20 protein-coding genes are annotated in these 12337 nt (G+C 36.9%); 17 read left to right on the forward strand and 3 right to left on the reverse strand.

The window, feature by feature from the left end; translation table 11 throughout:
* Nucleotides 1–35: 35 nt before the first annotated feature.
* The 13 genes from IGI65_RS08140 to IGI65_RS08200 all read left to right on the forward strand — a co-directional run bounded on the left by IGI65_RS08140 (nucleotide 36) and on the right by IGI65_RS08200 (nucleotide 7543).
* Nucleotides 36–527, forward strand: coding sequence for a DUF669 domain-containing protein (locus IGI65_RS08140; protein WP_438773842.1), 492 nt, complete (start codon nucleotides 36–38; stop codon nucleotides 525–527).
* Nucleotides 527–2854 carry a phage/plasmid primase, P4 family gene (locus IGI65_RS08145; protein ID WP_438773843.1) on the forward strand — a complete coding sequence of 776 codons (2328 nt, stop codon included), beginning with the start codon at nucleotides 527–529 and terminating at the stop codon, nucleotides 2852–2854. Before IGI65_RS08140 ends, IGI65_RS08145 begins: the two co-directional genes overlap by 1 nt.
* A gap of 325 nt (nucleotides 2855–3179) precedes the next feature.
* Nucleotides 3180–3503, forward strand: coding sequence for a VRR-NUC domain-containing protein (locus IGI65_RS08150; RefSeq protein ID WP_438773844.1), 324 nt, complete (start codon nucleotides 3180–3182; stop codon nucleotides 3501–3503).
* Nucleotides 3496–3876, forward strand: coding sequence for a hypothetical protein (locus IGI65_RS08155; protein ID WP_438773846.1), 381 nt, complete (start codon nucleotides 3496–3498; stop codon nucleotides 3874–3876). Before IGI65_RS08150 ends, IGI65_RS08155 begins: the two co-directional genes overlap by 8 nt.
* Nucleotides 3866–4330, forward strand: coding sequence for a hypothetical protein (locus tag IGI65_RS08160; protein ID WP_438773848.1), 465 nt, complete (start codon nucleotides 3866–3868; stop codon nucleotides 4328–4330). The genes IGI65_RS08155 and IGI65_RS08160 overlap by 11 nt, the downstream gene beginning before the upstream one ends.
* Before the next feature lie 147 nt (nucleotides 4331–4477).
* Complete coding sequence (locus IGI65_RS08165; protein ID WP_438773849.1) at nucleotides 4478–4747, forward strand: DUF6275 family protein; 270 nt, start codon at nucleotides 4478–4480, stop codon at nucleotides 4745–4747.
* A gap of 55 nt (nucleotides 4748–4802) precedes the next feature.
* The gene (locus tag IGI65_RS08170) at nucleotides 4803–5384 is read left to right on the forward strand and encodes a DUF1642 domain-containing protein (RefSeq protein WP_438773850.1); all 582 of its coding nucleotides are present in this window, start codon (nucleotides 4803–4805) and stop codon (nucleotides 5382–5384) included.
* Nucleotides 5381–5704 carry a hypothetical protein gene (locus IGI65_RS08175; RefSeq protein ID WP_438773851.1) on the forward strand — a complete coding sequence of 108 codons (324 nt, stop codon included), beginning with the start codon at nucleotides 5381–5383 and terminating at the stop codon, nucleotides 5702–5704. Before IGI65_RS08170 ends, IGI65_RS08175 begins: the two co-directional genes overlap by 4 nt.
* A complete protein-coding gene (locus tag IGI65_RS08180; RefSeq protein WP_438773852.1) occupies nucleotides 5701–6072 on the forward strand; it encodes a hypothetical protein in 372 nt (123 codons plus the stop codon). Before IGI65_RS08175 ends, IGI65_RS08180 begins: the two co-directional genes overlap by 4 nt.
* Nucleotides 6069–6239 carry a hypothetical protein gene (locus IGI65_RS08185; protein ID WP_438773853.1) on the forward strand — a complete coding sequence of 57 codons (171 nt, stop codon included), beginning with the start codon at nucleotides 6069–6071 and terminating at the stop codon, nucleotides 6237–6239. The genes IGI65_RS08180 and IGI65_RS08185 overlap by 4 nt, the downstream gene beginning before the upstream one ends.
* The gene (locus IGI65_RS08190; RefSeq protein WP_438773855.1) at nucleotides 6232–6654 is read left to right on the forward strand and encodes a YopX family protein; all 423 of its coding nucleotides are present in this window, start codon (nucleotides 6232–6234) and stop codon (nucleotides 6652–6654) included. The genes IGI65_RS08185 and IGI65_RS08190 overlap by 8 nt, the downstream gene beginning before the upstream one ends.
* A 526-nt stretch (nucleotides 6655–7180) precedes the next feature.
* Nucleotides 7181–7351: a hypothetical protein gene (locus IGI65_RS08195; RefSeq protein WP_438773856.1), complete on the forward strand. Its 171-nt coding sequence runs from the start codon at nucleotides 7181–7183 to the stop codon at nucleotides 7349–7351.
* 39 nt (nucleotides 7352–7390) lie between these two features.
* A complete protein-coding gene (locus tag IGI65_RS08200) occupies nucleotides 7391–7543 on the forward strand; it encodes a hypothetical protein (protein ID WP_438773857.1) in 153 nt (50 codons plus the stop codon).
* A gap of 91 nt (nucleotides 7544–7634) precedes the next feature.
* Here the strand turns inward: IGI65_RS08200 and IGI65_RS08205 are convergent, their stop codons facing one another.
* Genes IGI65_RS08205 through IGI65_RS08215 form a run of 3 tightly spaced genes read right to left on the reverse strand, consistent with a single transcriptional unit; the run spans nucleotide 7635 to nucleotide 9070 of the window.
* Nucleotides 7635–8210 carry a hypothetical protein gene (locus IGI65_RS08205; protein ID WP_438773858.1) on the reverse strand — a complete coding sequence of 192 codons (576 nt, stop codon included), beginning with the start codon at nucleotides 8208–8210 and terminating at the stop codon, nucleotides 7635–7637.
* 15 nt (nucleotides 8211–8225) lie between these two features.
* Nucleotides 8226–8543: a hypothetical protein gene (locus tag IGI65_RS08210; protein WP_438773859.1), complete on the reverse strand. Its 318-nt coding sequence runs from the start codon at nucleotides 8541–8543 to the stop codon at nucleotides 8226–8228.
* A gap of 29 nt (nucleotides 8544–8572) precedes the next feature.
* The gene (locus IGI65_RS08215; protein WP_438773860.1) at nucleotides 8573–9070 is read right to left on the reverse strand and encodes a hypothetical protein; all 498 of its coding nucleotides are present in this window, start codon (nucleotides 9068–9070) and stop codon (nucleotides 8573–8575) included.
* 201 nt (nucleotides 9071–9271) lie between these two features.
* Between IGI65_RS08215 and IGI65_RS08220 the strand changes: the two genes are divergently transcribed.
* The 4 genes from IGI65_RS08220 to IGI65_RS08235 all read left to right on the forward strand — a co-directional run bounded on the left by IGI65_RS08220 (nucleotide 9272) and on the right by IGI65_RS08235 (nucleotide 12333).
* Entirely contained in the window at nucleotides 9272–9691 is a 420-nt protein-coding gene (locus IGI65_RS08220; RefSeq protein WP_438773861.1) for a hypothetical protein, read from the forward strand.
* A 202-nt stretch (nucleotides 9692–9893) separates the two neighbouring features.
* Nucleotides 9894–10202, forward strand: coding sequence for an HNH endonuclease (locus IGI65_RS08225; protein ID WP_438773862.1), 309 nt, complete (start codon nucleotides 9894–9896; stop codon nucleotides 10200–10202).
* Between the two features lie 137 nt (nucleotides 10203–10339).
* Nucleotides 10340–10699, forward strand: a complete 360-nt coding sequence (locus IGI65_RS08230; RefSeq protein WP_438774427.1) for a hypothetical protein — start codon at nucleotides 10340–10342, stop codon at nucleotides 10697–10699.
* Nucleotides 10693–12333 (forward strand): terminase TerL endonuclease subunit, encoded by a 1641-nt coding sequence (locus tag IGI65_RS08235; protein WP_438774428.1) that lies wholly within the window; start codon nucleotides 10693–10695, stop codon nucleotides 12331–12333. Before IGI65_RS08230 ends, IGI65_RS08235 begins: the two co-directional genes overlap by 7 nt.
* Nucleotides 12334–12337 lie beyond the last annotated feature (4 nt).

The raw sequence follows: 12337 nt of genomic DNA on the forward strand, positions 1-12337 counted from the left end.
ATTTTAAAAATACAATTCAGAAAGAGGTATAGAAAATGGGATTTAAAGTTGATTATAGTGAAGCGCAAGAATTCGGAACGGTAGCAGACGGAGATTATGAAGTAGTTGTCTTTAATGCGCATGAAGATGCGACAAAAGGGGGAGCAGAATTTATTAATTTTGATTTAATTATTCGTAACGATGTGAATCAACAATATAAAAATAGTCACCTTTTCCATCGTGTGTGGAAATCGAAAGAAAACGGTAAATACAACAAGGGTATGGTAATGGCTTTAGCAAAAGCATTTGGTTTGCCGGACGGAAAAGATTATCGCTCCTTCGAAGACTTTTTAAATGATTTTTCTACACGTGTTGCAAAAGTACGTGTGAAAAATGAAAAATCGGAATATAACGGCAAAGAATACGAAAACACAAATATCAAAAAATTTGGTGCGAGTGAATATCCAAGTCTGCAACATCGCTTTAAAGATGCAGCCGAATCCCCATCAAGCACATTTGATATTAAAGACGATGACCTTCCATTCTAATGACTTATGAAAAAATTCCCTCTGAACTTCGTGAATTAAATCAATGGGGAATTTACAAACGCGAATGGGATGAGGATAGACAAAAATGGAAGAAGAAACCACACAATCCATACACTGGATTTTTAGCAAGTAGCACAGATGAGAGTACGTGGTCTGATTTTCAGACCGCTCTCTCTGCTATTGAAAAATTTAACGCAGATGGCTTAGCGTTCTATTTTAAACCGCCGTATATAGGCATCGATTTAGATGATATTGGCGACGACTTAGAACGGTACCTAAATGGCGATGTAGAAAATAATATTGTTTATGTTTTTATGAATTCTACAAAAACATATTCTGAAATCTCAATGTCAGGCAAGGGTGTCCACATTATCGGAAAAGCTGAAATTCCTGGTGAGCGTAGAAGGAAAAAAAACGTTGAAATGTACACGGATGGCCGTTTTTTTGCCATAACAGGTAATTTTTTCGGCAATAACAACGAAGTAAGTGAAATACCAGAGCCACAGATTAAATTCCTTTACGAACGCTACCTAGATAGTGGCGAGGTAGTGGCAGGGAACTTCCAGCACACTTGGCGAGACAGCAACGATTTATCCGTGCAAGAAATCATTGATACTGCCAAAGCTTCTGCCACAGGTCAGCGGTTCCGAATGTTTTTAGATGGTGGCTGGGAGAAAGCCTACTCCAGTCAATCAGAAGCAGATATGGCATTTGCCAACGACTTAGCTTTTTGGACTGCTGGTGATTTTCAAAAAATGGATGAAATTTTTCGGATGTCAGCTCTAATGCGGGAAAAATACGACAAAAAGCGTGGAAAAACTACCTACGGGATTGGACTGCTAAATAAAGCTATCTCTGAAAGCACCAATCATTACACTGGGAAAAAGAAAGCGGATGATTACTTTCTTTCAATTCCGGGGATTACCAAAGATGTTAAAAAAATAAAAAAATTCTATTCCTATGATGATACTGGTAATGCAGAACGTTACCTCGATATTTTTGGTAAATTGACAAAATATAGCTACGTTAATAAAATTTGGTATTTTTACAACGGCAAAAATTGGGAACAAGATAATATCGGTGCAGTACGAAAATGGGTAGATCAGACAATCGATATTTTTAAGAATGAACCAGTTCAATTTCCTAAGGATGCCACAAAAAAAGAACAAGAAGAATATTTAATAGCAAAAGAAAAGCATTTGAAGCGTTCGCGTAATAACGCAGGAAAAGAAGCTATGATGCGCGAGTTAAAACATAATGTAGCAGTTCTTCCAGAAGAATTTGATAGCGACGATATGTTATTTAATGCGCAAAATGGATATTTAGATTTATCAAATGGAATTTTGCAAGAACACGATATCAATAAGCTTTTTACAAGAATTTCAAATGCCGAATTTACAGATAAATCTGATTGTCCACGGTGGGAATTGTTTTTAAGTCAGATTTTTGATGGTGATAAAAAACTTATCCATTACATTCAAAAAGCTGTTGGGTATTCATTGACTGCATCAGTTAGAGAACAGGTGATGTTTATTCTTTTTGGAAATGGGAGAAATGGTAAATCAGTTTTTCTTGATATTATTTCTGAAATATTAGGAACGTATGCAATGGGCATGCAAGCTAGCAGTTTGATGGTGAAGCAAGGTGGAAGCAGTGGCCATAACGAAGATATCGCGCGTTTAGACGGCGCACGTTTAGTCACGAGTAGTGAGCCAAATGAAGGCGTTCGTTTAGATGAAGGATTGATTAAACAGCTAACCGGCGGTGACAGTGTATCGGCTAGTTTTAAAGGCGGTCATGTTTTTGATTACAAACCAAAATATAAAATTTGGTTAGCTACCAATCACAAGCCAATTATTCGAGGCAATGACGATGGTATCTGGCGTCGCCTACCACTCATACCGTTTACTGTGCAGATTCCGATTGAGAAAGTTGATAAGAATTTAAAAGAAAAACTCATGAGAGAACTACCGGGAATATTTAACTGGGCTGTCGAAGGCTGTCTAATGTGGCAGAGAGAGGGGTTAAAACCATCTGCAAGCATTCAGCAAGCAACAATGGAATATCGACAAGAAATGGATGTTATCGGAAGCTTTATCGAACAATGTTGCGAAACAGGACCCGGAAAAACAATAGGGGCAACAGAGTTATTCAAAGCTTATGATAAATGGGCAAAAGAAATGAATGAACACTCTTTTACTCAAACACAATTCGGAAAGAAAATTGCAGATAAATTTCAAAAAGAAAAAAAAGGTAAAGTCAGATATTTAGGCATCGATTTAAAAAAAGAATATAGAGAATTTTCAGTTAATGTACCCGGTTTATAAAACCGAACGTATGTTAGGTTGTGAAACATTATTTGTTTCACGTGTGGAAAATCTGGACAGTTTGTGGACAGTTTGTGGTAAACTGTCCAACCTACTTTAGCCTTAGAGCCACAAGGGTTTAACGTATGTCAGTGGACAGTTGGACAGTTTTTCTTAGGAGTAAATAATAAAAATAAAAAGTAATAAATATATAAAAATAGAGAAGCAACCCAAAAAAACTGTCCAACTGTCCAGAATATTATATAAACCTTAGAGCCACAAGGGATTTCAGATTTTCAAACTGTCCAGATTTTAAAGTAACTGTCCAGATTTTTAGGAGGAAACCATGACAGCAGAAATAGAGATACAAAATGCAATCCGTCGGGAGCTACCAAAACATGGGCACTTTGTCTATCGTGGCAATGTCGGTAAAGTGAAGATGATGGATGGCCGTTGGTTTGATACCGGATTGCCAAAAGGGTGGCCGGATTTGTTCGGCTGGACCAAAGAGGGTAAATTCTTTGCTATTGAAGTGAAAAATGAAACAGGAAAATTAAGACCGGACCAAACGCAGTTTGGAGAATTCTTAAAGCGCCAACCAATTATTTACGGTGTAGCTCGAAGTGTGGAAGATGCAGTACGCATATTGGAAGGAGGCACTCATGATTAAAATCTACTACAACGATTATTCCGCTATCGTATCAGACGAAGATAATCGCACGTTTAAGCATATCAGTTTAGATGAAGCGCGGAATTCAGAAGGAATAGCAAAATATCAGTCAGAATTGCACTGTATTGAAGAATATTTTTTAAATATTGGTTATCGAAACTTAGCAAGTCCAGTTACTAAGAATATAATCGAGGTTTTTTGGGACAACGTGGATTGGCACGTTAAAAATAAAAATATTGAATTACGGCAGTCATATGAAACAGCACGCAAAAAACGTGCTGGGGTTAATCTTCGTACGGTGGGAGATATTGCACGTAATTTGGATATTGATGACTACGCCATATTGTTTGAGGTGAATGAATATGACCATTAAGGAACAGAAACATCAAATCGTTTTGAGGCAATGTGAAATCTTAGATAGCGATTTATCAGAAGAGGAAAGAAACGAAAAGCTTAAACCGCTGTTTAAAGAATTTGCTCGCTTGAAAAAGCAAGAAGTAAAAAAAGCACCTAAGCCGAAACCTGGTAATTCTTGTAGACTAACTGATCAAGAAACAGGGCGACAGATTTATTTTCGAACTAAAGCAGAAGCGTGTAATTTTCTAGGCAAAGATTTTAGAAAAGTAGCGAATAATACTGTCATAAATGGATTTCTGCTCGAATATAGACCGAAAAAATATAAATATCAAAAAAGAGGACATATCACGATCGGTACCATTAGAGAAATTGCGAAGCGTGAGAATTTTTCGGAAGAGTACGCTCGGAGCTTGCAGCATAAGTCTACGAAGTTTACATCCGTCATCGAAATTGATAGGTGGGAGGATTAGAAGGTCAGTGACTGACGCTATGAGCATCAAATGGATATTTTTGAATGCATGACGAATAGCTGAGTGGTCTGTGCAAAAAATGCACGAACCAGTTAGAGACAGAAATAGCAGACTAAAAAAATTAGAAGAGAAAAAGGGAGAACTATAATGAATAATCAAAAATTTATTGAAAAATGTAAAGAATTAGTTGCTGAATACACCAACAATCATATGGATAAATCAGACAAAAAAGAGATTACATTAGAAGAAGTTTTTGTTGTTTGGAGTTGTAAGACGCTTCAAAATAGCAAGGCTCTTCTAAGCACTACCGTTTCAGATGGAATGTACTACGAATGTACTTTGAACGGCGATAAAAAAGAAATTTATTTTGACGCTTATAAAAAGTGGGAAAACAAAGCGATTAATGTTGCTGAATAATTCCACAAACCACCAAATTATTTAACTAAAATTTACTCAAAAGGAGTTAAGGAAAATGAAAGTAAGCGAAGCAATTGACCGGTTAAAAGTCGGAGATACGGTGTGGGTGAAGGGAAAAGTTTTGGAAAAAGATGATACTAAAAGTCCCTTGTATTTATGTCTAGGATGTGGTGCTTACAATTGGCTACAGGAAGAAGATGAGATCTCCCTCGCTGAACCACAAGCCGAAAAGATGGAAGTTCCTGATTATGTGGCGGAGTGGTACGAAGAACATAAATATAATCTAGACAATTCGATTTGGGCTTATGCCAGCTCAATTACTCAATTCCATTCACGCGGCCTTAAATTAAATGATTTTGAAAAGTGGTTTTCTGATTTTAACAACGAGCCTATCGAAACCCTCATCCGCATGAAAGACGGCTACACCGTCAAGCCGAAGCGGTGGGTGGTTAAGTTCAATGAGGAGGAAACAGACTATTATTTTATGGGCTGGTCTGAAATTTATAAAACAGCCGACAATCCTTTTGTGCCAAATGGTTACAAGAAAAAAAATAAAGACTGCGTGTTTAAGTTTGACGACCGCGCCAAAGCCGAGGCAGTCGCTACGTTGGTTGATGGGACGGTGGAAGAGGTATGAAAACATACAAAGTCGAAATGACTAGAACGAATGTCGCAAGAGTAGAGTTTGACGAATCATTTTTTAACGAAGAATGGTTCGAAGGGTTTCGAGATTTCTTTTATGATTATTTCACGCTAGACGAGTTAGCCGAATATATCATTTTTAATGTGATAGAGAACAACCAGCGATTTATTGAAGGCATTGGCTATCCACTTTTCGATGGTCGAAAACCGTATGTAAGAGAAGGTCAGGAAAATGATATCAATGAACACGTCAATGTGATTATTAATATTTACGACACGAACGCTGAGTTTGAGATTGAGGAGGTAGCGGAATGAAAGAGCAAGTCAAAGAGTGGATCGTGGATAAAAACCTCACTACTGATAGTTTTGACAGCATCATGATTGGCGTGATTTATAATTCCGGGCACAGTACTCTCGACGACCCAGACATCCGAAAGTGGATTGAGATGCACCCAAATGAGTTTAGGGGAATGTTACCACCTAATCTCACCGACGATCAGCAGGTCGTGTTGAACCAGTTGTGCCAGATTTTTATGAAACAAAGCTACAAATCAAAAATGCAAGCAGTGTACATTTTTATTAACAAAGGTATGTCAGATGAATTTTTAAGGTTAGATAGGAACGAGTCTAATCAAGTCCTCGCTGCTTTTGCGGAATGGGGAATTAAGGAGGAACATCCATGAGAGAAATTATTGTGTGGCTAAGCGCTGATGCTGGTAATGACATCTACGAGACAATTACTGTTCCAAACGACTTTACCGAAGAACAAGTTGAAAAGGTTGCTAAGCAAGCAATTTTTAATAATATCGATTGGGGCTGGTATGAGAAGGAGACGGCGAAGGATGATTAAGTTTAGAGCGTGGGATAAGCTAACTGATACGATTCAAGATGTATTAGATATTAATTTTTTAGAAAAGACTGTGACGGTTAGCCAGAAGGACATTGTTTGGTACAAACATGATAATCTCAGATCGTTTGAAGACGTAATCCTCATGCAATCCACCGGCTTGAAAGACAAGAACGGCGTGGAGATTTTTGAGGGGGATATCGTAAAGAATGATAAAGGTGAGATTGGGCGAGTCGTATACCTTAAACAAGAAGCAGGATTTGTAGTTGTCTTGCCAAAATTGGACTATCGATTAGGCCACAGAAATACGGGTGAGCCCTATGATGTGGCAAGCGGACATGAGGTAATTGGCAACGTTTGGGAGGACGGTGACCTTTTAGATGACAATAAAGAAACAGAATGCAATAGAGCTTATTAATGATTGTAACTGTATTGTCGATGAAAATGATTTAGCGAATGCAATTTTGTGGTATCAATCCAGGCCGACAATGTCAAAAAAGAAAATATATATGCACGGCTGTTATCCAGCAGTTAGTGTTGGAAATACTAAAATTCATGTTCACAGATTGTTAATGCAGTATTGGATTGGAGTTAAATTACCTTTTCACGCAAGCGTCCATCATATTAACGAAAATAAGTTGGATGCACGAAAAGAAAATTTGGCTATCGTTATAAATTCGGCCCATAACAGTAACCATAATAGAGGTAAACGCCTTAGCGAGGAGCACAGGAAGAAAATAAGTGATGCGAATCATAATAGAAAAGGGGTAAAACAGAAAAAGAGACACAACATCCCTAATTACCAATTGAGTGATTTGTTGAGATTTGGTTTTTCGATAAATCGAATTGCTGATCTATACGGGTGCGATTGGTCAACTATAAAATCAAGAATCCACGAAAACCCCGAACTGTTAAGCTCGGGACTCGAGTGAGGGAGGAAGGAAATGATTAAAGTTGTGTGGAAGAACGGTACCGAGCAGTTCTTCAAAGCTCATTCTTGGAATTTTCGAGATGCTAAGAATAATAATGTTTGGCTAATCGATGATGATGGAGTAACCATACATTTAAATTGGGCACAAGTGAGATACGTGGAGAGATTGGTAGACGAGGACTAACAGCTCTCTCTACCGCTACTACATTTCAGGAGGGAAAGCATGACAGTCCAAGAATTGATTAATGAATTAATGAAAATTGAAGATAAGTCCATGATTGTGGAAGTCACACAAATGATGGTTGGTGAATATTTCACACACGAATCAGAACGAGTAGAAATTGACATCAAAGAAAACACAGTCTATATCTGGTAGGAGGGAAAAGAATGATTATCAAAATGATTGTAGGAGCGCTATTTTTCTTAATGACATTATTGTTGGGCTACTCACGCAGAAAAAGACTAGTCTAACTAGTCTTTTTTCCTGCGAAGGTTGCATTATGCGCGCCAATTAAAAAGTTTTGAATAAAAGGCACACTGTTTTTTGGAGTTAATGCTGTCATCTCATCAAAAGTTTTTATGTTATACGCAATACAAATTTTAAAGTAATCTTCTAAGAAGTCATCAAGCGAATCGCCTTCCTGCTTTGGACTATCTCTTAATAGTTTTTGAAGATGAATTTTACTATTTTTACGATTTCCACCGGCAGATAGTGCTTTCCCGAAGGTGTAACCCGCATCTAAAAATGATTTTAATTTAACACTTTCTTCTTTATCAATCATATTTTCCCCTTCTTTCGTTTGATTTAATTTAGCTAACTCATTTTCAAGTTCGTATTGTGCTAACTTATTACGAATGTCAGACATTGACATTTCAGCAAAGTAAGAAAATTCATCAAGAATTTGGATTGGTAGGGAAGCAACGGGCTTATCACGCTGCTTCCATGTGGATAGGGTTTGCTGACTAATTGAGCTTTGTTTTGCGAAAGCATAAACCGACATTTTTAAATCAGTTTCAATAAATTTAGTGACAGGGTAAGTCATATTATCGCTCCTTTTCTAAGCAAGATTTTTTAATTCTTCAATAATTTGTGAATCAACAGAAAATTTAATGTTTTTAGATTTTAAGTCATCTATCAGTGCTTTTGTTTCCAAATCATTCATATTTGCATATTCTGTATAGATATCAAACTTGCGACCAGCAGGGGCCCAAAAACCGCCGTCTTCCCACGGATTATCCCAAGAATAGTATTCAGTAAGAACAACCGCATGATTGTGATACTCGCTAAGTTCAAAACCGACTTGATTTTCTCCCACATTTTGATAAAAAGAGGATTGCTTAGTGATTAGAATAGTTTCTACTTTTTTTGTTTTCATGATAATCTCTCCTTATTATTAATATTTTTTTAACCAATTTTTCTATATGTTTCTTTCAATTGATTCAACTTATCGTTTTCTCTTCTAATGAAAAAATGTGCAATAATAAAAGATTCTGAATCATAATTACTAAATAATTGTTCAGCACGTTTGATATTTTTTTTAGTTTGTGTGAATGTTACATCGTCAACAACAACCGCTTTGTCTTCTTTAACAGAAACAAGTGAATAGAATTCTGTGTTTTCAACATAACCTTCAAATTCGCTAATTTCGTAAGTATCAATGATTAATTCATAAACATCATCGTCAATAAGTTCATCGTAGCCTAATTGTAAGTCGATGCAGTGACTGTTGATTCGTTTTCCTTCTACATAATATCCAGTACCGTTTTTTGTAATTTCAAACTGACTATTTTTTTCAGTTGAGTAACGGTCGTGTTTCACAACGTATTTAGCAGCGGCTGCTTCGATAACTTTTTCGATTTCTTTAACTTCAGTATTTTTGTTGAATTTAATAATTGTTTTCATATTAATCGTCTCCTTTTTTATATCTCCCTCATCTACATTTATATTATACAACGTATGAGTAGTAATTGTCAACAATAAATGAGTAGTATTTTAAATTTTTTTTATGGTTTATTTATTGGTGTTTTGGCATTTTTACAAATTATATTTTTTTAAAAGCAAAGATATAATTGAATTAGTTACAACGATTTTAAGTTGGGAGGCATGCAGTTGAAAAAAGGAACATTCAAAATGCTAGAAGGATTAATTGAAGATTATCCAACGATGGAAAGATATATTAAGCAAGTTGAATTAGAAATCGAATATCCGTGGCAGGAATCAGATGATAATATTGGAGGTTCCCGTTCCACTGCGACTACTTCGATTACGGAACGAACAGGACTAAAGCTAGCGACTGATAAACATTTGCGATTAATTAGAGAACGCAAGAAAGCATTAGATAAAGTTGTGCAGACAGCGAAGCCAGAGACGATTAAAATCATCCGGTTGTGGTATTGGACTAAGCCGCGAACGAAGACGTGGGACGGCATAGCAGAAGAAGTAGGCTATTCAAAACGCATGTGCCATCTATTGCGGAATGAATTCATTGAAAGCCTAGGCAAAGAGCTAGGAGAAATTAATTAATTATTGCACTATCATTGCACTTTTGAGGTCTGTCAAGGTGTTAAACTAGTATTATCAAAAGAAGCGGGAAACAGACAGAACAGCTACTACATGAGATTTCCTCCTGAAATCAATTCTGGAATGATAGTGTCTTGTTTCCTGTTTTAATTTAACTGTTTAGATCGCTTGCAAGAGTGGTCTTTTTATTTTGGAGGAGAAGACCATGATTGACGTATCAACAAAGCAATCACGAGCAAGGTTCTATACTTCAAGTGAGTGGCGACGACTGAGGCAATCAATATTAGAACGCGATCACTTCGAGTGCCAATGGTGCAAGGAAGAAGGACGCGTGGCAACTGATACTGTGCTTGAAGTAGACCATATCAAAGAACTAGCTGATTATCCAGAATTAGCGATGGAACCAAATAATCTCCGAACGTTATGCAAAGACTGTCATAACAAGCGACATAATCGCATGAATTATCGCGGGAGTGAAAAAAAGAAAAAATGGCAGGATGAATGGTGGGGTTAAAAGTACCCCCCCTGTGAAAATTTTTCATAAAATTTACAGAAAATCAAACCGGTGGATGGGGTCAACTACGCAGATGTTCTTACAAAAAGCGCGTAACCCCTACCCCCTACTGAAACTAATACAAAGAAGGTGAGATTATTGTGGCAATTAGTGAACGTGACAAATTGGTTAACAAAGAAAAAAACAGATTAACACAACTATTTAAAGATATCCCTGACAGAAAGAAAAAAGTAGTTGAAGGTCTGATTGTTCAGGCGGCACGATTGCGAGTATCACTAGACGAGTTGTGGCAAGATTTAACGAAGAATGGCGATTACGAAGAATTCACGCAATCAGAAAAAACACCGTCATATGAACGAGAACGTCCGGCCGCTAAATTGTACAACGCTCGTGACCTCGCCTATCAACGTATTATTAAGCAATTATCCGATTTGCTTCCTGAAGGTGTGCCAAAACCAAATGATGGACCTTCCGCTGATGGAAGTGATTTATTGTGACACCATATTTTTTTGAAGAATATGTGGATTTATATGAACGGGGTATTATTCCGTTTAACAAAGAGCGTATTCAACTTATTAACTACTTAAAAAATGAAGTCCTTATTCGAGATGATATCTATTTTGATGAAGACATGATTCAAAAATTTATTAGATATACCGAGAAAAATTTTTTTCCGCTAGCTAAATATCAAAAATTTATCACACCTTTCATTTTTCTTTATCGCAAAGAAGATGATGAGGTGTTTTTTGATGAGTTTTTAAACTCGATAGCGCGCGGAGGTGGCAAGAATGGTTTTATGTCTGCTAGAGATTCTTTTTTCATCAGCCCCCTACACGGAATAGAAAATTATGATGTTACCATAACGGCAAATTCTGAAAAACAAGGCAAAGTAAGTTTCAAAGAGGTTTATGAAACGGTTCAACGGAAGAGGCTTGAGAAACAGTTTTATCTCACTAAAATGGCAATTACTAACCGTGTGACAAATTCAGTATTTAGTTATCGTACTAACAATCCAAAGACAATGGATAGTGCCCGTGATGGTTGTCTTGAATTTGACGAAATCCACATGTTTGAGAATTCAGATATGGTCGATATTCAAAGGAGTGGGTTAGGTAAGATTAAAAACCCTCGCACTTTTTATAACGGAACAAACGGCCATTTAAGGGAAGGCTTTTACGACCGAATTTTAGAAAGAGCACAAAAAATATTTTCTGGTGAAGCTAAGAACGATAGGTTATTCCCGTTCATATGTAAATTGGATACCATCGATGAAATGGACAATCCAAAGATGTGGTCTAAAGCTAATCCGATGTTTGAAGAAGATTCACCGTATGCTAAACGATTGTATAGCACAGTTATGAAGGAATATTTGAAATTAGAGGAAGAACCTTCAGGACGCAAAGAATTTGTTGTGAAACGAATGAATTTTACTGAAGGTGACGCTGAACGAGATATAGCGACACATGAACAGCTACTGGCAACGAAACAAACTATTGAAGTACCAGCTGGGACACATTGCGTTGCAGGTTTCGACTATGCAAGTATTCGAGATTTTGTCAGTGTGGGTCTATTATTCAAAGTTGATGATAAATTCTATTGGCATCAACACAGTTTTGCTAGAAAAAAATTCTTAGATGCCTTTAAATTAAAAGCGCCAATTCGGGAATGGGAAGATGCTGGCTTAGTCACAATAGTGGATGAACCATCTATTGACCCTCAACATTTAATTGATTGGTTAAATGAAAAGCGAAAAACTTACTCAATCGATCTTGTGTGTGCGGATGGTTTTAGAATGGACCTTTTGAAACCGTTGCTAGATAAAGAAGGCTATACTTATGAATTTTTAAGAAATCCACGTGGTGTGCAAGCTAAAGTAGCACCGATTATAGAAGACGGATTTGCTAATGAACGTTTTATTTTTGGTGATGACCCTATGATGCGCTGGTATGTGAATAATTCATATATTAAAGAAGATTCACTTGGAAATCGTACTTTTTTGAAAAAAGAACCAGTGAGACGAAAAACAGACGGCTTCCACGCTTTTATAGCTGCACTTTACAAACGAGAATCAATTGAAGAGACCGCTAGTTTTTCTGAATTTATGGATCTGATGGACGATTTGGATTTTTAGGAGG

This window comes from Enterococcus sp. DIV0755b, from assembly GCF_051713765.1.
Taxonomy (GTDB): domain Bacteria; phylum Bacillota; class Bacilli; order Lactobacillales; family Enterococcaceae; genus Enterococcus_C; species Enterococcus_C canintestini.